This window comes from Vreelandella sp. GE22, from assembly GCF_968212445.1.
The window spans coordinates 2,474,007-2,495,556 of sequence record NZ_OZ309110.1; the positions used below are offsets into that span (position 1 = coordinate 2,474,007).

Here is a 21,550-nt window from a genome sequence, read left to right on the forward strand (position 1 = left end):
GGAGATGCGCGCAACGCGCACGAAGCTGTGGCCTTCGCCGCCGCCACCCGCGGCGCCGCCTGCGGCGGTGGGGTCCAGAATATCGAGAAGGTCGGTATCCTCATCTTCGAGCGCCGCGAGCAGGGCTTCGATATCGTCATCGAGAACGCTGGCCTCGTCGCTTGTCACGATCGCATCGCTTTCAAGCTCGGGCGTAATGACCACTTCCTGGCCACCTTCTACCACATTGGCACCGGTGCCATCGGCAAAATCCAGCTCTACCCGGCCACCGTCCGAGGTCATGAGCGTTTCACCCTCGTTAAGGGTGTCGCCAATGCGAACCTCGCGGATATTGCCCGCTGCGTCCACGACCCAGGCGTCGCCCGTGATGGAAATGACCGTTGCTGTTGCCATGAAGTAGTTCCCCGATAAACGTTAGTGGCCGCAGGCTCGTGGGTGGCACGAAGGGAGATGCGGCTTATAGCGCCATACTAGGGAAACAGAGGGGATAAACCTATTGTACCGATGGACAGGTAGTGCATTTATTTTAGCGCCCGCGGCTTGGGGGGCGCCGTGTTAAAACGGCGTAGCCGCGGGGGAAATCGGGCCGAAACGGCGACTATTTACCCAAAGGAGCGAGCTTCTGCATCGGCGGCGAGCTTCAGCATCAATTGTAGCCGGTCGCGCACCGCCAGCTTCTTGAAAATCGCGCTTAGGTGCGCTTTGACCGTGCGCTCGCTGATATCCAGCTGGCGGGCGATTTCCTTGTTACTCGCTCCACTTGAAACCGCCTGGGCTACCGCTCGCTCGCGCTCGGTCAACAAGGCTAAATGCTGGTTTGAAAGCCCCCGTTCGCCGCCGCTTCGCTGCTGTAGTGCTTGGGCGGAGCCGCCCAAAACCCTGGACAGAAGCGACTGCCCCGCCCAAATGCCGTGATTGGTGACCACCAGCGCCACCTGCTCGAGCATCGCCGGTGCGGAAAGCGTATGGGCGTAGCCGCGCGCGCCGTGGTCGAGGGCCTGCAGGGCCTCACGGTCGTCGGCGGCGTAGCTCAACACCACTACCACGGCGCCTTTTTGCGTAATCGTGCCAATCAGCGTTTGCCAAGCGTTGACCGTGGTGACCAGCCATACCACATCACCGGTATCGACGGCGCCAAGCCCGCTATCCGGGGTGAGCACTGCGGCACCGGGGAACGCTTCCTGCCAGCGCGCCTTTAATATCCCATCCGCCGTTAAAAATAGATGTTTCATTAGCGCTCTCCCATTGAGTCACGCCACGCTCTTAAAACGGGCTTGAGCAAAAACTGCATGACCGTTCGTTTGCCCGTCACTATATCGACTTGAGCGGTCATCCCGGGGATGACCTGCAGCCGCTGCGCCGCGTCCTCGTCTTGCAAACTACGTACCCGTACCAGATAGAAGGTGTTGCCATCGTCATCGGTAATCGTATCGGCACTGATATGCTCGAGTTCAGCTTGAAGCCCACCGTAAATGGCGTAGTCGTAGGCGGTTAACTTGATAGTGGAGGCCTGCCCCGGGTGCAAAAAGGCGATATCCTGGGGCGCAATACGCGCCTCGACCAGCAGTTGGTCATCGCTTGGAATAATTTCGACCACTTCTTGCCCGGGCTGGGCGACACCACCGATGGTGTTGATATGGATACGCTGAATGACACCATCCACCGGCGAGCGAATTTCGGTTAGCCGTACACGGTCCTGCAAACCGGTGCCCGACTGCTGAAGCGCGTTCAGATCGCCCACGGTTTGCGCCAGATTACTGCGCCACTCGCTGCGTCGCTCGGCGCTTAGTTCGCGAAGCTGGGTCTGCGACTCTTCGACCGCCGCCTGAAGCCGCGCTACGGAAGCGTCCGCCTGATTGCGCTCGCCGGTCGCCCGGGACACCTCGCGCTGGAGGCGCAATACTTCCACTTCCGATACCGCGCCTGACGAAAGTAGCGGGCGCGTAAGGTTCAGCTCCTGGCTTGCCATACTGGCTTCACGCCCGGCGGTGTCGCGACGGGACTGGGCTTCTCTTAGCTCTTCCCGGCGCTGACGAACGCGGTCTTCCAGTACGTTCTCCTGCTCGCGAAGCTCTTCGATACTGCTCTCGTAAGCCTCGCGCTCCTGAGACACGATCCCGGGTACTTCTTGAAGGAGCTCGTCGGATGGTTCGAACGCGGTCCCCGTGGCCAGCGCGCGAAGGCGCTCGGAACGCGCTTCGAGCGCGTAACGCTGAGCGCGGTTTTCGCGAAAATCGGAGACAAACCGGGTAGGGTCGATCTGCATGAGCACTTCGCCAGCGCTGACGACTTGGCCTTCGCGCACGTTGATCTGCTCGACCACGCCGCCATCAAAGGATTGAATGCGCTGAAGGTGGCTTGCGGGGATCACCCGGCCGTTACCCCGCGTCACTTCGTCGATCTGGGCGAAGTACGCCCATACCAGCACGGCAATGAACGCAAGCAAGGTGACGTAGAGAAAGAGCCGCGCGCGAATGGGCTCTTGCTGCATGCGCGCCCAGTCGGTATCGCTTGCCCAGTCCCGGTTGAGGTGGGCAGAACTTACTCGGCGGGCGAACAGCCGATCCATAAAAGGGCGAAAGGGCTTTTGGCCCTTTTCAGAGAAACGGCCGATCGCTTCGAACCCTTTTTGCTCGGTAGTAGAGGACTTTTTCGCCATTATGAGGCCCTCCCGATCTGACCGTTGCGCAGCGCCTCGACCACACTGTCCCGCGGACCATCGGCCACGACCTTACCCGCATCCATCACGATGATGCGGTCGACCAGCGACAATAGCGAGGTACGGTGGGTCACCACCAGCACGGTTTTACCCTCGGAAATGCGGGTCAGATTCGCCTTGAACGTCTCTTCACTGGCGTTATCCATAGCGCTGGTCGGTTCATCGAGCAGCAGCACCGGCGGGTCTTGCACCACGGCGCGGGCAATGGCGACCGCCTGCTTCTGCCCGCCGGAAAGCGCCTGGCCGCGCTCGCCAACCTGTAAATCCACACCCTTGGGGTGGGCGTTCACCAGGGATTCGAGCCCGGCGATTTTGATCGCCCGTAACAACGCATGATCGTCGACCCGGTCACTTCCACCGCCGGCCACGATATTGTCGCGAAGCGAGCCGGCAAAGAGGCTTACCTCTTGCGGCACGTAGCCGATATGGCGCCTTAACTGCAGCGGATCCAACTGCCGGATATCCACTCCATCGAGCATTACCGCGCCAGCGCTTGGCTGATAGAACCCCAAAAGCAGCTTGTTGAGTGACGACTTGCCACAACCGACACGCCCCAGAAGCGCGACCTTTTCGCCCTCCTTGATCGTCACCGACACGTCGCGCAGCGCATCGCGCTCTTCGTCCGGGTAGCGCAACGTGACTTTTTCGAGCTGAAGGTGGCCGGCCACACTCGGTTTCTCGACGTAAGCTTTGCCTTCGTGGCGCTCCTCTTTTTTCTCCATGACCCGATTGAGCGACTCGAGCGCCGTAGAGGATTGGTGGTACTGGGCCAGCAGCGCTGCGGCCTGGCTAATCGGCGCCATCGCCCGGGAAGAGAGCATGTAGCTTGCGATCAGCCCGCCCTGGGTCAGGTTGCCTTCGATGATTTGATAGACCCCCACGATGATGACGCACACCGCCACGCTGTTTTGCGCCCAGAGTGCCACGCTCGACACCGAAGAGCTGACCAGCTTTAACTGCGCGCCGGTGCGCGATAAAAAGGCCGAGGCTTTTTCCCAATGACGCTGAATGCGGCTCTCGGCGCGTAGCGCCTTGACGTTCTCGAGCTGAGACACCGACTCTACCAACAGCGCGTTGCGCTGGGCGCCCACCTCCCAGGTGGTTTCAGAGAGCTGGTGCAGCTTGCCCTGCGCGCCCAGCGCGTACAGCAGTACTAAGAGGATCCCCACGATAACCGGCAACACAAGCCACGGATTGATGAGCGCGATGATACCCACGAACATGAGCACGAAAGGCAGATCGACGATACCGACGATGGTGGCCGAGCCGATAAAGGCGCGCACCGATTCGAACGACTGCAGCGTCGACGTAAACGAGCCCGTGGAAGCAGGACGCTCTTCAAGGCGCATCCCCAGCACCTTTGCCATGATCGCCGAGGAGAGTTTCACGTCCGCCCGACTCGCCGCTAAATCGACAAAGGCGCTACGCATCAGACGAAGCGCCAAATCGAAGCACAGCACGATAAACACGCCCGCCGCCATCACCCAAAGTGTGTCGGTCGCCTGATTGGGCACCACGCGATCATAGACGTTAAGGATGAAAAGCGGCATGGCCAGCGCAAAGACGTTGATCGCGATCGACCCGCTGATGATGTCACGGTAAAGACGGCGGTTTTCCTTGATGACGCCCCAGAACCAGTGTTGATCGCGCTTTTTCTTGACGCCGGGTTCAGTACTGTTGTCGGCCTGAAATCTGGGCCGGACATAAATCGCCTCGCCGCTGTACCCACCATTGAGCTCGTCGAGCGCCACTTCGACGGCGGCCTCGGAAAGCTCCGGGAAGATGACGCTGGCTTTTTGCTGTTGAGTGTCCAGTGCCAAAAGCACACAAGCGCGTCCCGGCTCCAGCAGGAGCACGGCAGGAAATAGCGAAGGATTGAGCCCCAGCAAAGGGCTTTTAACGATGCGCGCCGTCAGGCCAGCGCGGTGCGCGGCGCGGCCAAAAACCGACGGCGTGAGGTTCCCTTGCTCCAAAGGCAACCCCGCCTTGAGCGCCTCCGAGGATACCTCGTGCTGATGATAGGAGGCGATCGCTTTCAAACATTCAAGAAGCTCATCCCCCGCTTGCTCGCGAGATGGAGTACTGGTAGAGACGACCTGCTTTTGCTGAGCCACTAAAACCTAATCTCCTATCCGTCGGTGTACCGCGAGGTCGAGTCATCGCTGAAAAGTAGAACATCGAGCGCTCAACGTTAGGCGCTTTACATCCCACCCAACGCCCTGATTTTTTTGAGCCATCTCGCTATATTTAATCTTAAAACGTCCTTTTTAAAGGCCGTAAAAAGACACCCCCAATCCCCTTATTTCCCCTCGAAGACCGAAAGCTTCCAGCGGCGTTGCCAGACCCACTGGTCACTCAGGCAGAGGAAAGCCGCAAACCGGTACACGGCGGCATCCGCAGTGTACCGGTGACATGTGCAGGGGATCAGCGCCAGGCGCTGGTTACTCTGCCGGATACGCCGTCGAGTAATTCGAGGAGGAGGCCGAAATACCCTGTGTGAAATCATCCAACGTAAAGCCACTGGGGCCGTTAACGGCACAGGTATCGGCGGAACTTAACGTCGTACCGTCATAGTCGAGCTCGGCAAGGCTTGGGATATCGTCACGCGTCACGTTGAGGGTCTGCATGAGCTGGCCCATCGACGCAAGTGTACGCGCTTGAGCAAGGGTCAAATCAAACTCGGCGTTGGCGTAGGCACGGCTGGCTTCGAAGTACTCGTTCTCACTGTCGAGAACGTCCAACAAGGTGCGCTGACCGATATCGAACTGCTGCTGATAGGCACCCCGCACGCGGTCAATGGACTGACGGTGCTCGTTGAGGTAGCTAAGCTGTTCGCGCAGACGCTGGGTATCGTTATAGGCGATCTGTGTGGTTTGGCGCACGTTGGTACAGGCAAGCTCACGCTGACTCTGCGCCTGTTCGATCCGCGAAGCGGCCGCGTCGAAGGTTGCCTGGTCTGCCCCACCGCGGTACAGGTTCATACTCGCCACGAGCTGGATGCTGTGCTCGTCACTACGCCCGGTGAGGTTGTCATCGTTATTGGTGCCGGTACGTCCTTGAATATCCAGGCGCGGCATATAACCGGCGCGTGTGCTTTCCTGCTGGGCACGGGCCACGGCGATATTCTCCATCGCCGCTTGAAAATCCGGGTTGCCTTCGAAGGCCATGCTAACGGCCTGAGCCACATCCGCCGGCAAGTCCGCCGCCAGCGAAGGTGCCGGCGTCATGTTTTGCGCGGGAAGCTCACCGACGACACGCTGATAACGCGCAGTCACATCGTGAAGATTGGACGCTTCCGACATCAGGTTGGATTCGGCGAGCGCCAGACGACCGCTGATTTGTTCCAGGTCGACCCCACGCCCGGCGCCGGAAAGCGTGCGCTCTTCGATCTGACCGAAAACGCGCTGGTGCTGGCGGTAATTATCCTGGGCCAGGCGCACCAGTTCACGATAGCGAAGTACGTCGATATAGCTGCCAAAGGCCTCGAGGGCGACCTCTTCGCTCGCGCCTAAAAGCTCGAAATAAGCGACCAGGCGGGCCCGGTCCAGACGCTCGACATCACTGCGCGTCGCAAAACCGTCAAATACCATTTGCGACAGAGTCAGTTCGGCAAAATCACTGCTGTAGCTGCCTCGCCCGTCGTTTTGCCGATCCTGGCGCCCTACGCCGGCGCGCACATCGATCGTCGGCAAATAGCCACCCCGGGCGGCCCGGATATCGCTTCCCGACGCATTGAAATTCGCCCAAGCCGCGTTGACCTGCGGGTTGGTGATGATGGTTTGCTGAATGGCGCTCGGCAAATCCGTGGACCCCGGCGCGTAGAGGCTGGCGGGTAGCGACTGCGCTAGAGCAGAAAGCGGCAGACACGCAAGCGTCGTTAACGTAATGGGGCGAAACGCACGCGCTGAAAACAGATACTTTAATTTCGTTGTTACGTTGTCTTTCATATCCATGGATCCCTGTTGAGCGTTCCACTCTTACGTTGAAACTCTTGCGATGATATCGCGGCGTACTCTGCCACTTCTCCGGCATCTGTTTTTTTGCGCGGCGTCAAGGTCTGACGCTTGGCTTATGTTTCTACGACCGGAAAGAGCAGCCACGACAACCTGGCTTAAGTTAATAGCATTAACGGTTAAGGCAACGTATCAGAACAAAAGTCACAAAACTTTACAATAAGAATCTAAAAAACACGTTCTTTTAATCAGTCTTTTTCACCACTTTGTACCTGCTGCAAGGCAAGACCGCCTAAAATCAGTCCAAGCCCCGCGAAAGTAGATACCAAAAGCGGTTCTCCCACGACCAGGTGCAACAGCAGCAGCGATACCGGCGGCGAGAGGAAAATCAGATTGGACACCTTGGCCGTGCGCGACACCTTATGCACCGCCACCTGCCAGAAAATGAAGGCGATCCCCATCTCGAACAAGCCGACGTAGACACCTGCGCCCAACGCAGCCAAACCGTGCCACTGAACCCCCGGACCTAAAAGTAGTAGAAACGTCAGCACTGGCAAGCCAACACTAAAATTTTGCCACTGACCAACCAGCGGCTCCCGCGCATCGCGGGCGTTCAAAAGCCAGTAAAGCGCCCAGATAAGCGTTGAACAAAGTGCCAGCACGATGCCCAGCGGATCCTCGAATGCCAGATTGAAGACCTGCCCGCGCGTTGCAATGACCCAAACACCGGCGTAGGCCACGCCGCCCGCCGCCATGTCCCATCGCGTCAAACGCTGGCCCAGAAGGGGTACGGCCAGAAGCGCCATGGCCAGCCCCCAGGTATAATTGAGCGCCATGGCCTCCTGGCCTGGTAAACGGTCGTAGGCGGCAAACAGTACCAGGTAATAGGCTACCGGGTTCATCAGCCCAGCCCAGGCCGCGGTTTTCCATCCGCGGCGCAGTTTGCCGATGTGACCACGCTTGATGACCAGCGCCCCCATTAGCATCCAGGAGACCAGCGCGGCGATCCACATAAGCTCCAGCGGGCTCATGTAACCCAACGCCACCTTGAAGGCCGTCGCCACCGTCGACCAAAGCGCAACTGCCCCTAACCCGAATGCGATTGCCTGGCGGTCCTGATTCATCGGTCGATATGCCCAAGATCCCGGGCCGGGTCGATCCTGTCGCGCACGCGTTTTTTGAGCTCCTTGCTATCCGGGAAGCCGTCGTCACGCTTGCGCTCCCAGATCAACTCGTCGTCGCACCAGATCTCGAACGTGCCACCATGAGAAGGCGACAGCGCCACCTCATCAAGCTGCTCGCCAAAGGTTGAAAGAAGTTCCTGAGCGTACCAGGCACTGCGTAGAAGCCACTGACATTGCGTGCAGTAGCGGACATTTATACGCGGCATCGTGTCGGCCTCGAGTGCTTTAACCTGCGGTGATAAAACGGCATTCTGTCACCTTGTATTAATAACTGCCAAGGAACCGCGATGGCTGAGCCGCCCATTTCCCAAACCCGACTGTTCGAATGGTTGACCGGCGATGACGATAGCCGAATGTGTCAGGACATACCCGAACAAGCGTGCCACGAGCAGCCGCGCAACTTCTTTTTGCACCTGTTTGCAGCGCTAGGCAATAAGCTGGCCGACGAGCTCTCGAGCGCACGGTTGGTGCTCCCTTGGCTCATGGGCCTCATGGGCGCGCCGGTATGGATGGTGGGATTTTTGGTCCCCATCCGTGAAGCCGGCGCGCTGCTTCCGCAGATATTCGTGGCCGGTTTCATCAGGCCCCAGCCCAGGCGCAAATGGGTATGGGCCGCCGGCGCCGTGCTTCAAGGGGTGTGCGCGTTCTGTTTAGCGTTACTGGCCCTTTGGGGCAGTAATTCGTTGGGCGGGGCACTGGTGCTCGGCGTGCTGGTGCTGCTTTCGCTCGCCCGGGGCATCTCTTCCATCGCCACCAAGGATGTAATGGGTAAAACCATCGCCAAACGCCGCCGCGGCACGCTCATGGGCTATAGCGGTAGCGTCGCCGGCGCCGCTACCCTTGCTGCCGGCGGCGTGCTGATGCTGTTTAACGAAAGCCCCGGCCAGTGGGCGCTGGCTACACTGCTTGCCGTCGCAGCCCTTGGCTGGCTACTCAATGCCTTTTGCGTGGCGCGCATCAAGGAAGAACCCGGCGCGGTAGAGGGCGGCGAAAATGCCTGGCAGAGCATCAAGTACGGGTTTTCGCTTTTAAAAACCGACCGCACCTTTTTGCACTTCAACGTTTCCCGCGCGTTATTACTCTCGAGCGCCCTGGCCCTTCCCTACATCGCGCTGCTCGGCCAGCAGCAAAGCGGTACCAGCCTGGGCAACCTGGGCTTTTTGGTCGTCGTATCGGGGCTGGCGGCCATGGTTGCTAGCCCGGTATGGGGCAAGCTTGCCGATCAATCCAGCCGCCGTGTCATGGGCTACGCCGCCCTGGGCACGACGCTTTGCTGCCTACTGGGCGCAAGCCTTGTGTGGGTCGGCGACGAATGGACGCAAAGCATCGTGCCCTACGCCGTCGTCTACGCGCTGCTGGTGATCATTCACCATGGCGTGCGCCTTGGCCGCAAGACCTACCTGGTCGATATCGCCAATCAGGATAATCGTGCACTTTACGTGGCGCTCTCCAATACGCTGACCGGCGCCTTGATGCTTGCCGTGGGGGGCATGGTGGGCGCATTGGCGCAGTGGCTAGGCAGTGCCCTACTGCTGCTCGTACTGGCATTCACGGCGTTTTGCGCCATACTCAGCGCCTACCGGCTGCCCGAGGTCGAATGAGCCCTCCCAGGCGCGCGTTTGCGTGCCCGCTTATTGGATCGGAGAGGATAATTTGCCACCGCCAGCGTTGCTGCCTATGTTAATGCTGTTTGGCGTGTTTAAGTACCGTTGATTCCCGCGCTGACGTACAGCGCCATGGCAACGGAAGAGCGATTAGCAACAGGATTTTTTATGAAACGATCTCCTTTAATCAACCCTGAATTACTCGAGCGCATTGTAGATGCATCGGACGACGGCATCGTCGTGTCCGAGCAGGAAGGCGAGGAAAACATTCTCATCTATGTCAATAAAGGCTTTGAACGCCTGACCGGCTACACCGCCGATGAAATTCTCTACCGGGACTGTCGTTTTCTGCAAAACGATGACCGCGACCAGGACGCCCTCGACCGGATCCGCGAGGCGCTCAAAAGCGGTCGCTCCTCTCGCGAGGTGCTGCGCAACTACCGCAAGGACGGCACCATGTTCTGGAACGAGCTTTCCATTACGCCGGTATTCGATGAAAGCGATAACTTGATGTACTGCGTCGGCGTACAAAAAGACGTCTCCGAGCGCGTCGAAGCCCAACGGGCACTATCCGAGCTGCAAAAACAGCAGGAAAGCGCCTGATTCACCCCGCCTGCATTTAAAGCTTGAACTTCAATCCAAGCGGCGTTATACAGCGCCTAAGCGCAGTGGTGCGCTGGGCGCTTAGCCAACGTTTAGCGCTAAGCCTATAAAACGCCGGTACGCCGGCTTGGGTTGGAGGGCATCTCATGAGCCGTGACCCCTTGAATCGCGATACGTTTAGCACTGCAAACCTCGAAGCCGACGATTTCGAAAGCCTGGATGCGGTCAACGACGAGCAGTACGGCAAGCAAAAGCCCAGCAAGGGCGATACCCTGCGTGCACGCCGCCAGGTAGAAGCCTGGCTTGAAGAGCGTAATCTCAAGCGGGCTATCGAAGACGACTGGAACGACTAGGGGCAAGAGCACCCTTTTAGCGTCTTCACGGCACTGAGCGATCATGTTGGCCGCCCTCTTTCTGGCCTTTACTCGCTCGGGGCACTATCATTTACGCCCACATCACTTTTTGATCACACTGTTCAACAACCTAACGGATTTCCATGGCGCAATACGTATTCACCATGAACCGGGTTGGCAAAGTCGTGCCGCCCAAAAAACAAATTCTCAAGGATATCTCGCTTTCGTTTTTCCCTGGCGCCAAGATCGGCGTGCTGGGTTTGAACGGCGCGGGTAAATCCACACTGCTGCGCATCATGGCCGGTGTCGATACAGAGTTTGAAGGTGAAGCTCGCCCGATGGCTGGCATCAACGTGGGTTACCTCCCTCAGGAGCCGCAGCTCGACGATGAGAAAAACGTTCGCGACACCGTCGAAGAGGCGCTGGGCGAGCTAAAAGCCGCTCAGGAGAAACTCGATGCGGTCTACGCCGCCTACGCCGAGCCCGACGCGGACTTCGACGCCCTGGCAAGCGAGCAGGCGCGTCTGGAGAACATGATCGAGGCCGCGGACGCACACAACATCGAGCGCAAGCTGGAAGTGGCCGCCGAAGCCCTTCGTCTGCCCCCCTGGGAGGCGACAGTAGGCAATCTGTCCGGTGGTGAGCGCCGCCGTGTCGCGCTTTGCCGCTTGCTGCTCTCCAACCCCGACATGCTGCTGCTCGACGAGCCCACCAACCACCTGGACGCCGAGTCCGTGGCCTGGCTCGAGCGCTTTTTGCACGACTACAGCGGCACCGTCGTGGCGATTACCCACGACCGCTACTTCCTGGACAACGTGGCGGGCTGGATTCTCGAGCTCGACCGCGGTCAGGGCATTCCTTTCGAAGGCAACTACTCCCAGTGGCTCGAGCAAAAAGAGCAGCGCCTGACCCAGGAAGCCAAACAGGAAGCCTCGCGCCAGAAAGCGATCAAGCAGGAACTCGAGTGGGTACGCAGTAACGCCAAGGGCCGTCAGGCCAAGAGCAAGGCGCGCCTCAACCGCTTCGAAGAGATGCAGTCCGGCGACTTCCAAAAGCGTAACGAAACCAACGAGATCTATATTCCGCCCGGCCCGCGCTTGGGGGACAAGGTCATCGAGTTTCATAACGTGACCAAGCGCTTCGACGACAAGCTCCTCTACCAGGATCTTTCCTTTACCGTACCGCCGGGCGCGATCATCGGTATCGTCGGCGGCAACGGCGCGGGTAAATCGACGCTATTCAAGCTGATCACCGGTAAGGAGCAGCCCGACGAAGGCGAAGTGGTCATCGGCAATACGGTCGATATCGCCTACGTCGAACAGCTGCGCGACGCTTTAGACGACAAACAGACCGTATGGGAAGCCGTCTCCGATGGTCAGGATATCCTGAACATCAACGGCTTTGAGGTGTCCTCACGCGCCTACGTGGGTCGCTTCAACTTCAAGGGCAACGATCAGCAAAAACGCCTCAGCGAGCTTTCCGGCGGCGAACGCGGTCGCCTACAGCTGGCGCAAACGCTCAAGCAAGGCGCCAACGTTCTGCTGCTCGATGAGCCCTCGAACGACCTGGATATCGAAACCCTACGCGCCCTGGAAGAAGCACTTCTCGCTTTCCCGGGCTGTGCGATCGTGATCTCCCACGACCGCTGGTTTTTGGACCGGATCGCTACACACATCCTGGCCTTCGAAGGCGAATCGGAAGTGGTATTCTTCGACGGTAACTACACCGACTACGAAGAAGACCACAAAAAACGCGTAGGCAACGACACGCCCAAGCGGATGAAGTACAAGCGCATCGACGCATAGGCAACGTTTTGCTGGTACGAAGTCCTAGCACAAAAAAGCCCCTGTAAAGGGGCTTTTTTTATACCTGCACCCAGCGCCCTATCGGCGCCGGCCGGTAAACAGCGAAACGAGAAAAAGGATCAAAAAAAGTACGAACAGCACTTGGGCGATGGTAGAGGCCACCCCGGCAATGCCGGAAAACCCGAGTACCCCGGCGATGATCGCGATAATCAAAAAAAGCAGTGCGTTACCCAGCATTTTACGTCTCCTTTATGGCGGTGCCTTTCAACCGGCTTGCTTCCCTGAAGCCGCCGCTCGCGCCGGCGGGTGCCTATGTGTTTTTCAACGAAGCCCATAAGCCACGTTAAAGCGTATGCGGACACTCTCTAGAATTGGTCAGCCAGTGGGGTTCGTCAAGCCGTTCAGGTATAGCGCGCTTTTTTGAGCGACGTATTGCCCAGCAACCCCATCCCCCACTTGAGAGGCGCGGGAAAACGCATACCCCCCGCTTCGATCGCCAACTGCGCGTGATGGGTGTTATCGGAGGCGACCTGACGTATAAGCGTGCGGGAGCGATGGTCCTCGGCGGGCAGATATGCCATTTGCTCGGTCACTTGACGGCCGATCAGCTCCTTGGTGGCCGCTACCATGCCGAGTCCGAAGCGGTCGTTGATCAAACCGGTCATGATCCCAAGCCCCACCCCGGCCCCATAGTAAACCGGCGTAAAGTAGCTGGTGCGGCTTTCGAGTTGCTCGAGACGTTGCTGGCACCACGCCAGATGATCGATTGCCTCGCGCTGGGAGTGATCGATTTGCTGGCGCGCTTTAGGCAGCATAATAAGCCCCACCTGCCCCTGGCATAGCCCCTGGACCCCGGCGGTGGCCACATGCAGCACCCGTAGCGTACTGGCCGCGTGGCGACGCTCCAGCTCGCTAAGCGCCGCCTCGGGGGTCAAAGCCGAGGGATTGGCGCGCTGCGCTCCCTGGGTATTGGGAATCAGCGTGCGCAGCGCGCTATCGATGTGTGAAATAAACCGATCCGATCGGCTCAAGTGGCGTTCCCGCATTGGCATGACCTCGTTTGATCCTGTCGTGCGCGTTAACCGGCCGGCCAGGTAAACTGCCGTCCGCCCATTAAATGCATATGGATATGATAGACCGTCTGACCGCCCATGGCGTTGCAGTTCATCACCACGCGGTAGCCGTCTTCGGCAAACCCCTGCTCTTTGGCCAGGCGGGCCGCGGTGTATTGAAGCCGCCCAACGATGGCCAGGTGATCGGGCTCGATATCGTTCAGGGTGGCGATATGCTGTTTGGGAATGATCAGTTGATGGGTAGGCGCCTTGGGATCGATATCGTTGAACGCCAATACGTGCTCGTCTTCATAAACGATATCGGCAGGTATTTCGCGATTGATGATCTTGCAGAAAAGACACTCCATGACGTGCTCCTGTTATTCGCTGCTGTGTTGTCCACTGGCTGTGTTGTTCGCTGGCCAGGTCGATTGACTGACGTATTGACGATGAGGCGTCGCTAACGAACCGTGCGCTTGCTTAGCGAAAGCGCCGCTGTGCCAGCAAATGGCGCAGCAGCGGTGCCAAAATGAGCTCCATGGCAAGCGACAGCCTCGCCCCGGGTACCACCAGGGTGTGCGGGCGCGTCATGAAGGCGTCCTTGATCATGGCCAAAAGCCAGGGGAAGTCCACCGTGGAAGGGTCACGAAAGCGAATCACCACGAAGGACTCCGCGTCGGTGGGAATATCCTGTACCTCGAAAGGATTGGAGGTATCTACCGTGGGAACGCGCTGGAAATTGATGTGCGTGCGCGAAAACTGCGGCTGAATATAGCGAACGTAGTCGCCCATACGCCCCAGGATCGTATCGATCACCGCCTCCTGAGAGTAGCCACGCAGCTTGGTATCGCGGTCGATCTTTTGAATCCACTCGAGATTCATGGTGGGCGCCACGCCGATCAAAAGGTCGGCATGGCGAGCGATATCGTACTCCGGCGTCACCAGGCCGCCGTGCAACCCTTCGTAGAAGAGCAGATCCGTTCCACAGGGTAGCGACTGCCACTCGGTAAAGGTACCGACACGGTAACCGGCCTCGATCTTCTGCTTGTCTTCGGCATGGATATAGTGACGAAAGGTGCCCGAGCCGTGCTCGCCGTATTCGGCAAAAAGCCCCTCCAAGCGATCGAGCAAATTGGCCTCGACGGCAAAGTGCGAGAGCTCGTCCTTGCGATCCGGCTCTTCGCGGAAGATACGCTGCAGATCATCACGGGTATAGCGGTGAAAGGCGTCGCCGTCGACGATCGCCGCATGGATGTCCTCGCGCAAGAACATACGCTCGAAGCTACGTCGGACCGTGGTCGTGCCCGCCCCGGACGAGCCAGTGATCGCAATAATCGGATACTCACGCGACATTAGACACCTCGGGCATGGGCGAGCGCACGTTTGACCTCTGCGGGCACCTCGACGGTTTGTCGGGCGGCCGTATCGACCAGCATCAGCGTTAGTTTGGCCGTCGCGACGCGCTGGTCCTGCGCATTCAAAACCCGGTGATACACCACAAGTCCCTTGCCTTCGGGTTCGGGAACGGCGGTTTCGATCGAAAGCACCTCGGGGAAGCACGCCTCACGCTGGTACAACACGGTCAAATCGGCCACGACACTTGGATAGCCCGCCAGATCCCACTCCGGGAATCCAAGCGCGGCCAACGCCTGGGCACGCGCCTCGGCGATCAGCCCCACCAGCGCATCGTGGCCCAAGTGACGGCCGTAGTTCATATCCGTGATGCGCACCGACAAGGAGTGGCGGTGAATAATCGCTGCCTCAGGAAAATCCAGCGTAACGCGCTCCATACCTCACTCCTTGATAAACGGTTATTAAAATTAGCGTGACTGTTCGCGTGCGATGGCCCGGTGCGCAATATCGCGACGATACTCGACATCTTGCCAGTGAATCTGCTCGACGCCCAGATAGGCCTTTGCCTGGGCTTCCAACACGCTTTCGCCAAGCGCAGTGACACACAACACACGCCCACCGGCGGTAGTGATACCGCCCTGCTCGTTTTGCGCGGTACCGGCGTGGAAGACCTTGCAGTGTCGCGTGTCCGCTTCGTCAAGCCCGGTAATGATATCCCCCTTGCGGTAGCTATTGGGGTAGCCGCCCGCGGCCATCACAACGCCCACGGCAGCGCGGCTGTCCCAGTGACATTCAAAACCGGCTAGCTCGCCTTTCGCCCCGGCCAAACAAAGCGCGGCGAAATCAGAGGTCAGGCGCATCATGATTGGCTGGGTTTCCGGGTCACCGAAGCGGCAGTTGTACTCGATCACTTTCGGGTTGCCGGCCTCGTCGATCATCAGGCCCGCGTACAAAAAGCCGGTGTAGGCGTTGCCCTCATCGCGCATGCCGCGCACCGTGGGCAAAATCACCTGCTCCATGACCCGCGCGTCGATCTCCGGTGTGACCACCGGCGCCGGCGAGTAAGCTCCCATGCCGCCGGTGTTCGGGCCGGTGTCGCCGTCGAAGGCACGCTTATGATCCTGGCTGGTGGCCATGGGGACGACGTTTTCGCCGTCGACCATGACGATAAAGCTCGCTTCTTCGCCCTCGAGAAACTCCTCGATGACCACCCGCGCGCCGGCATCGCCAAAGGCGTTGGCTTCGAGCATATCGCGAACCGCCGCCCTGGCTTCCGCCTCGCTCATGGCAACGATCACGCCCTTGCCCGCGGCCAGGCCGTCGGCCTTGATGACGATCGGTGCGCCGACCTCGGCCAGATAGTCGAGCGCGTCGTCGACCCGGGTAAAGGTTTGATAGGCGGCGGAGGGAATTTGATGGCGGGCAAGGAAATCCTTGGTGAAGGATTTGGAGCCTTCGAGCTGGGCGGCCGCCTGGGTGGGCCCAAAAATGGCAAGCCCCGCCTGCTGGAAGCGGTCCACTACGCCAACGACCAGTGGCGCCTCGGGCCCCACGACGGTCAGCGCGATGTTTTCACGCTGGGCAAACGCCAGCAGGCCATCGATATCGGTGGCTTCGATGGCCACGTTTTCAAGCGAGGGCTCCCGGGCAGTTCCCGCATTGCCGGGCGCGACGAACACCTTCGTTACCTGTGCCGACTGCGCGAGTTTCCACGCCAGGGCGTGCTCTCGCCCGCCGCCACCTATCATCAAAACGTTCATGTCTTTCCTTATCGAGCGGATGCGTTACCTGGGCGCATTATGCCACAGCAAACCTGTAGCGTGGCGCTAGGAGCGCTCGTTATCATTGTCGTCATCCGCCGGCCCTGGCTTATTCAGCGCGCTTTGCCAAAAACGCATGTTCTCCTCGGCAAGCTCGCGCATTAGCTCCATGGGCGAGTTTTTGAGCGCTTGCTGCCACTGGTTTTGCATCCGCTTTTGCTGCTGCAGCATCAGTTGAGTGCCCTGCTCCAGATAGCGCGACAACGGCAGCGGCGACGACATATCGTAGACACGGATCAGCTGCGCTAAAAGATCGTTGGAAAAAACCTCGGAATTATTATCGGCCTGCTCCTGTTCGATGATGATCGATAGCAGAATCGTCCGCGTCAGATCCTCACCGCTTTTGGCGTCCTCGACCCGGAATGGCTCTTCGTCGATAATCAACCGCCGCAGGTCTTCAAGCGTTACGTACCGGCTCTGCTGAGTATCGTACAATCGCCGGTTGGCATATTTGCGAATCACGCGCACAGCGCATCTCCTTAAACGCGGTAAAGGCTTTTGCCGCCGTTGCTGGTATTGTGCCTGCAACGCGCACGCATGCAAGCCAAGTGAGGCGACAACCTGCACTCGGCGCTTTATCCAGTCCTATTTCGATGAGCCTCATGAACCTGATACTGCTTGCCCCCGACGAGCTTGGCGCCGACTGGCGCGCTACCCTGACCGACACCCGCCGCCTGGAACACCTGACGCGCGTTCACCGCGCCCAGGTGAACGACGAGTTTACTGTCGGCGTGCTCGGCGGTTGCGTGGGCAAGGCGGTGCTTTTGGAACTCGACGAGAAGCGCGCGGTGTTCAAGGTGACGACGCTTACGCAAGCGCCGCCGCCGCCGCTTCCCGTTCATCTGGTATTGGCGCTACCGCGCCCGCGTATGCTGGCCCGCACCCTGGAGCACGTGACGGCGCTGGGAGTCAAACACCTCACCCTTTTGCACACGAAACGCGTGGAAAAAAGCTACTGGCAGTCGCCGGAACTCACACCAGATAAAATACATCAGCACCTCATTCTAGGCCTGGAGCAAACCCAGGATACGATCCTGCCGGACATCTCGTTGGCCAAAGGATTTAGACCCTTTCTGGAAGATCGGTTGCCGACGCTTTTGGCCGAGCACCACGGTCTTTTGGCCCATCCAGGCATGCGCAATGCTTGCCCGCGCGGCGTTACCGACCCAACGCTTTTGCTGGTCGGGCCAGAAGGTGGATTCATACCCTGGGAAGTGGAGAAACTGCTGGAGGCAGGCTGCGAGGGCATCCATTTGGGCCCTCGCATCCTACGGGTGGAGACCGCCGTGACGGCGCTACTTTCGAAGCTTTTTTAGCGCAACGCCTATGTTTAGCGCAGCGCCTATGCGCCTCAGTACAGGTCAAGCGAGGCGCCTGGCCTGTACGCCTGGTATCTACTGCATAACGCTAACGCTGCAGATGCCTTTACTCCTCGTCTTCGCTGGGATCGTGGGCCACGTACTCGGCATCATCGCCGCAGTCCGGGCTCTGCAGGAAGGTGCTTTCGACATCGAGAAGCCCCAGATGGCCAATGCTGCGCCGGCCCAATAGCATGGGATAGTTCATTTCGTCACGGTCGCGAAGGCTAAACTGCTCTTCATAGATCGTATCCCCCATGCAGATATCCAGCAGCACGACCGGACGGTCATCCTTACCGCCAGCGCCGCGCACGGTCAGCTCGCGATACAGCGGACGCTCGATCTCATCGCTAAACGTGTCGCCGCTCTGCTGGTCCTCTAACTGCAGACGAAAGCGCACCCAGTCCTCATCGTCTTTTTCAAAAAGCTCGATATCCCGGGCATCAAGCGAAGACGTCAAGGCGCCGCTATCGAGCTTCGCCTTCACCGTAATATCCCAAGAGTCGATCAGCGCATTTTCGACCCAGCCGTACACTTTACGCTCATCAGCCAAGGCACTGGTACTGGCCAGTACCGCGCCCGTGAGTGCGAAAACGCTCACTTTTTTAAAAAAAGCCTTGCTCATTGCGTGTCATCCTTGAGTAAAAATTACCGTACTGCGCCGCCGTTAGCGAAGACGCTCCAGCAGCGACTGCGTGGCGAAGCCATCCGGCGTCAGGCCCTGGTCACGCTGAAAGGTGCGCAGACCGCTTTGCGTGTTGGGCCCCATAATGCCGTCCGGCGTGCCGACCGAGTAGCCAGCCGCGTTGAGCCGCTGCTGGAGGGTTCTGACATCGTCCCGCGTTAAAGGTGCCTCATCCCGCGGCCAGGCCTGACTAATACCCGCGCGCCCGGCGATGGCGTCGCTCAGCGTTCCCACCGCGAGGGCGTAGCTGGTAGCGTTGTTGTAACGCAGGATCGAACGGAAGTTGGGCCCGACTAAAAACGCGGGGCCCTGGGCACCCGCGGGCACGATGATCGCTCCGCTGTCGAAGCCCGGTAGTTCGCCTTTGACCGCACGCACGCCCTGGCTTGCCCATTCGCTCGTCGAGCGACGCTCGGTTTGCGCGTAGTCGAAATCATCGGGCAGGATCACCTCGCGCCCCCAGGGCTTACCGGGCTGCCAGTTGGCCTTGGCAAGGTAGTTGGCGGTGGAGGCCATGACGTCGGGGATGCTGCCCCAGATATCGCGGCGGCCATTGTTGTCACCATCGACGGCATAGGCTTCAAAGCTCGAAGGAATAAACTGGGTATGCCCCATGGCCCCGGCCCAGGAACCTTTCATCTGCTCGGCGGAAATATCGCCTTCATCGATAATACGCAACGCGGCAAGAAGTTCGTTGCGGGCGAATTCGCGGCGACGGCCGTCGAAGGCCAGCGTGGCGAGTGCTTCGAGGGTAGAGAAGTCGCCAAAGTTGCTGCCGTAATTGCTCTCTATGCCCCAGATGGCCACGATGATCTCGGCGGGCACGCCAAAACGGCTCTGCATCTGGTCAGCGGTTTGGCGATGCGCCTGGAGCTTCTCCCGCCCATTGCTTACCCGTGCATCGGAGACGGCGGAGTCCAGATAGGCCCAAATGGGCCGAACGAACTCCGGCTGGTAACGATCGAGTTCGATGACCCGCTCGCGGTAGCGCAAACCGTCGAAAGCCTCTGACAGCGTCGCCTCGCTAATGCCTTGGCTGCGCGCGTAGCGACGAAAATCCTCGAGCCACTGGTTGAAGCTGGCTGCGCTTAGCTGCTGGGCCCCGCGCGCATCCACTTCGCTCATTAGCTGAAGGTTCGCTTGAACAGGTGTCGCGGCCAGCAAACCGCCAACGGCCAGGGTAAGCGCGCCTACTTGCAGACCTCGATAACCTGCTAATATATTAACTTTCAACGACATAGTATCAATCTCCGGGCAATCCTTGGCAGAGATCGATAATGGCCTGGATTGGCAGTACTTACCAGCTAATGAAGTCAACGAAAGCGGCTAGCACTCCCCTACTCTTCGGCTTCTTCAGGCTCTTCGACGGGCTGGCGGCTCTGGACAGCCTGTTTCTCCAATGAACGGGTCAGCTTGGTTTCGGTACAAGAGACTTCTTCGCGACCCTCATCGGATTTCAACGGCTCTTTGGGCTCAAAAGCACCCGGCACGGGTTCGTCAAGCAACCACCGGCTCCACTCCCGGGGTGACACACAGGGAGGCTCGAACGTCTTTGGCGCACAGCGCCACGGCTGGTGGCGTTTCGAGCTGAGTTCGAAGGATGCAAGCTCAGGCAGCCAATGTGCGACGTAAAGCCCTTTGGGGTCGTAGTGCCTGGCCTGTTTCAACACGTTGAAGTAGCGGTCCTTGCGCCCATCGCGGCCGGTACCGGCAAGGTGGCTCCAGTTGCCCCAATTATTGGCTGCATCGTAATCGACCAGGCAGTGCTCGAACCACCAGGCCCCAAGGCGCCAGTCGACGCCAAGGTCTTTGATCAGAAAACTGGCTACGTTTTGGCGCGCCCGGCTGGAGATCCATCCGGTTTGGCTGAGCTCGAGCATAGCGGCGTCAATAAACGGCACGCCGGTACTGCCCTCCCGCCAGAGGTCGAATTTGTCGCAGGGTTCTGGCAGCGTTTCACCGCCAAAAAGTCTGGCCTTTTCGGCCTGAGCGTTACGATGGAAGTAGTCGCGCCAGAGAAGCTCGAAAACGATCCACTGACTCGACTCGGTCTCGCCGTTCACCTTCTCCCAGGCCTTGATTTCCTTGTAAACCTGACGCGCCGAAAGACAGCCGCGAGCAAGCCAAGGGGAAAACCGGGTCGAGAAGTTGGCGCCCAAAAGACCGTTACGCGTCTTTTTATAGGACTCGGCGCCGCTTTGCTGCCAAAGATACTGATCGAGACGGCTACGGGCCGCTGTTTCCCCCCCGACGAAATTGAACCCCTGACGGTTATCTGGCTGCCAAAAAGCGCTTTCTTCGCTCACGGCATGGAGCGGTGGAAAGCCGCGGGAGGCATTTGCGGGCCAGCCTGGCAGCGTAAAGGGGGCGTCGAGCGCTTCCGAGACCTCCCAGTGTTTTTCCAGGCGCTGGCGAAATGCCGAGAAACTGGCCGGCATATCCTCCAATGCGAAGGGAAGATCTTGCTGGTCGAAAAGATAGCCGTTTTCCATGCATTCAAGCACGCTGGGTGAAGGCAACGACTCGGCCACGCGGCTGATGTGCTCAGCCTCTTCGTAACCCGAGTGTGTCGCTACCCTTACACTGCGCGCCTGATACTCACTGGCAAGCTTTACAACCGTCGAGGCGGGGTCGCCGACACGTACCAGAAGGTCGCTGCCGCGCTGCAAGAGTTCGCCGCGAAGCTCCATCAGGCTTTGCCATATGAAACGCAGCCGCGCAGGCCCCAAGCGCGGCGTCTGCTCTCCGCAAAGGCAGGGTTCGAGCAAGCGCTCATCCAGCACATAGAGACAGATAAGTTGATCCGGCCGCGCGTCGAATCTTAATAGCGGGTTATCCGCCACGCGTAAATTGTCGTGTAGCCAAACAATATCGGTCGTTAAATTCATGTCAGGTGCCTCCTAAGCGTGCTCTGCTGGCTGGGTGTGCATGGGCGGCGTGATCCGCTGTAGCGCGCCAAACAGCTTGGCGTCCAATACGACTTCATGTATGGATGCGGGCATAGAACGCGGTCATCGTGGGCTTAATAACCAGATCCGGGGCATGTCTATGGAGTGTCTCG

The 21,550-nt window shown here is 59.2% G+C and carries 22 protein-coding genes; 6 read left to right on the plus strand and 16 right to left on the minus strand.

Annotated features, from left to right (window positions below; genetic code table 11):
- Nucleotides 1-27 precede the first annotated feature (27 nt).
- A complete protein-coding gene (locus ACWHRL_RS11610; protein WP_447896201.1) occupies nt 28-411 on the plus strand; it encodes a hypothetical protein in 384 nt (127 codons plus the stop codon).
- A 191-nt stretch (nt 412-602) separates the two neighbouring features.
- Here the strand turns inward: ACWHRL_RS11610 and ACWHRL_RS11615 are convergent, their stop codons facing one another.
- The 6 genes from ACWHRL_RS11615 to ACWHRL_RS11640 all read right to left on the minus strand — a co-directional run bounded on the left by ACWHRL_RS11615 (nt 603) and on the right by ACWHRL_RS11640 (nt 8,062).
- Nucleotides 603-1,232, minus strand: coding sequence for a helix-turn-helix domain-containing protein (locus ACWHRL_RS11615; RefSeq protein WP_447893787.1), 630 nt, complete (start codon nt 1,230-1,232; stop codon nt 603-605).
- Entirely contained in the window at nt 1,232-2,659 is a 1,428-nt protein-coding gene (locus tag ACWHRL_RS11620) for an HlyD family type I secretion periplasmic adaptor subunit (protein ID WP_447529284.1), read from the minus strand. The genes ACWHRL_RS11615 and ACWHRL_RS11620 overlap by 1 nt, the downstream gene beginning before the upstream one ends.
- A complete protein-coding gene (locus ACWHRL_RS11625; protein WP_447893788.1) occupies nt 2,659-4,833 on the minus strand; it encodes a type I secretion system permease/ATPase in 2,175 nt (724 codons plus the stop codon). The genes ACWHRL_RS11620 and ACWHRL_RS11625 overlap by 1 nt, the downstream gene beginning before the upstream one ends.
- 327 nt (nt 4,834-5,160) lie before the next feature.
- A complete protein-coding gene (locus tag ACWHRL_RS11630; RefSeq protein ID WP_447893789.1) occupies nt 5,161-6,666 on the minus strand; it encodes a TolC family outer membrane protein in 1,506 nt (501 codons plus the stop codon).
- A gap of 254 nt (nt 6,667-6,920) precedes the next feature.
- Nucleotides 6,921-7,796 carry a DMT family transporter gene (locus ACWHRL_RS11635; protein WP_447893790.1) on the minus strand — a complete coding sequence of 292 codons (876 nt, stop codon included), beginning with the start codon at nt 7,794-7,796 and terminating at the stop codon, nt 6,921-6,923.
- Nucleotides 7,793-8,062 (minus strand): SelT/SelW/SelH family protein, encoded by a 270-nt coding sequence (locus tag ACWHRL_RS11640; RefSeq protein ID WP_447529288.1) that lies wholly within the window; start codon nt 8,060-8,062, stop codon nt 7,793-7,795. Before ACWHRL_RS11640 ends, ACWHRL_RS11635 begins: the two co-directional genes overlap by 4 nt.
- 81 nt (nt 8,063-8,143) lie before the next feature.
- Between ACWHRL_RS11640 and ACWHRL_RS11645 the strand changes: the two genes are divergently transcribed.
- The 4 genes from ACWHRL_RS11645 to ettA all read left to right on the plus strand — a co-directional run bounded on the left by ACWHRL_RS11645 (nt 8,144) and on the right by ettA (nt 12,221).
- Entirely contained in the window at nt 8,144-9,457 is a 1,314-nt protein-coding gene (locus ACWHRL_RS11645; protein ID WP_447893791.1) for an MFS transporter, read from the plus strand.
- A gap of 171 nt (nt 9,458-9,628) precedes the next feature.
- Nucleotides 9,629-10,063 (plus strand): PAS domain-containing protein, encoded by a 435-nt coding sequence (locus ACWHRL_RS11650; protein WP_447893792.1) that lies wholly within the window; start codon nt 9,629-9,631, stop codon nt 10,061-10,063.
- A gap of 146 nt (nt 10,064-10,209) precedes the next feature.
- Complete coding sequence (locus ACWHRL_RS11655; RefSeq protein WP_447529291.1) at nt 10,210-10,416, plus strand: PA3496 family putative envelope integrity protein; 207 nt, start codon at nt 10,210-10,212, stop codon at nt 10,414-10,416.
- A gap of 143 nt (nt 10,417-10,559) precedes the next feature.
- Nucleotides 10,560-12,221 (plus strand): energy-dependent translational throttle protein EttA, encoded by a 1,662-nt coding sequence (gene ettA / locus ACWHRL_RS11660; RefSeq protein ID WP_447529292.1) that lies wholly within the window; start codon nt 10,560-10,562, stop codon nt 12,219-12,221.
- Nucleotides 12,222-12,299: 78 nt separating this feature from the next.
- Here the strand turns inward: ettA and ACWHRL_RS11665 are convergent, their stop codons facing one another.
- The 7 genes from ACWHRL_RS11665 to phaR all read right to left on the minus strand — a co-directional run bounded on the left by ACWHRL_RS11665 (nt 12,300) and on the right by phaR (nt 16,914).
- Entirely contained in the window at nt 12,300-12,458 is a 159-nt protein-coding gene (locus ACWHRL_RS11665; protein ID WP_447893793.1) for a DUF1328 domain-containing protein, read from the minus strand.
- A 164-nt stretch (nt 12,459-12,622) separates the two neighbouring features.
- Nucleotides 12,623-13,252, minus strand: coding sequence for a 3-demethoxyubiquinol 3-hydroxylase (locus ACWHRL_RS11670; RefSeq protein WP_447529294.1), 630 nt, complete (start codon nt 13,250-13,252; stop codon nt 12,623-12,625).
- Nucleotides 13,253-13,299: 47 nt separating this feature from the next.
- Entirely contained in the window at nt 13,300-13,641 is a 342-nt protein-coding gene (locus tag ACWHRL_RS11675) for a histidine triad nucleotide-binding protein (protein ID WP_447529295.1), read from the minus strand.
- 112 nt (nt 13,642-13,753) lie between these two features.
- Complete coding sequence (locus ACWHRL_RS11680) at nt 13,754-14,626, minus strand: phosphoribulokinase (RefSeq protein ID WP_447529296.1); 873 nt, start codon at nt 14,624-14,626, stop codon at nt 13,754-13,756.
- Complete coding sequence (locus tag ACWHRL_RS11685; RefSeq protein ID WP_447529297.1) at nt 14,626-15,063, minus strand: thioesterase family protein; 438 nt, start codon at nt 15,061-15,063, stop codon at nt 14,626-14,628. Before ACWHRL_RS11685 ends, ACWHRL_RS11680 begins: the two co-directional genes overlap by 1 nt.
- Before the next feature lie 30 nt (nt 15,064-15,093).
- Complete coding sequence (gene purD / locus ACWHRL_RS11690; protein ID WP_447893795.1) at nt 15,094-16,386, minus strand: phosphoribosylamine--glycine ligase; 1,293 nt, start codon at nt 16,384-16,386, stop codon at nt 15,094-15,096.
- A 66-nt stretch (nt 16,387-16,452) separates the two neighbouring features.
- On the minus strand, nt 16,453-16,914 hold the full coding sequence (phaR, locus tag ACWHRL_RS11695) for a polyhydroxyalkanoate synthesis repressor PhaR (RefSeq protein WP_447893796.1): 462 nt from the start codon (nt 16,912-16,914) through the stop codon (nt 16,453-16,455).
- Nucleotides 16,915-17,048: 134 nt separating this feature from the next.
- Between phaR and ACWHRL_RS11700 the strand changes: the two genes are divergently transcribed.
- Nucleotides 17,049-17,762, plus strand: a complete 714-nt coding sequence (locus ACWHRL_RS11700; RefSeq protein WP_447529300.1) for a 16S rRNA (uracil(1498)-N(3))-methyltransferase — start codon at nt 17,049-17,051, stop codon at nt 17,760-17,762.
- Nucleotides 17,763-17,871: 109 nt separating this feature from the next.
- Here the strand turns inward: ACWHRL_RS11700 and rloA3 are convergent, their stop codons facing one another.
- From rloA3 to ACWHRL_RS11715, 3 genes are all read right to left on the minus strand, one after another.
- Complete coding sequence (rloA3, locus tag ACWHRL_RS11705; protein ID WP_447529301.1) at nt 17,872-18,429, minus strand: retropepsin-like aspartic peptidase RloA3; 558 nt, start codon at nt 18,427-18,429, stop codon at nt 17,872-17,874.
- A 42-nt stretch (nt 18,430-18,471) separates the two neighbouring features.
- Nucleotides 18,472-19,728, minus strand: coding sequence for a lytic murein transglycosylase (locus ACWHRL_RS11710; RefSeq protein WP_447893797.1), 1,257 nt, complete (start codon nt 19,726-19,728; stop codon nt 18,472-18,474).
- A 98-nt stretch (nt 19,729-19,826) separates the two neighbouring features.
- Nucleotides 19,827-21,377, minus strand: a complete 1,551-nt coding sequence (locus ACWHRL_RS11715) for a DASH family cryptochrome (protein WP_447893798.1) — start codon at nt 21,375-21,377, stop codon at nt 19,827-19,829.
- Nucleotides 21,378-21,550: the final 173 nt, after the last annotated feature.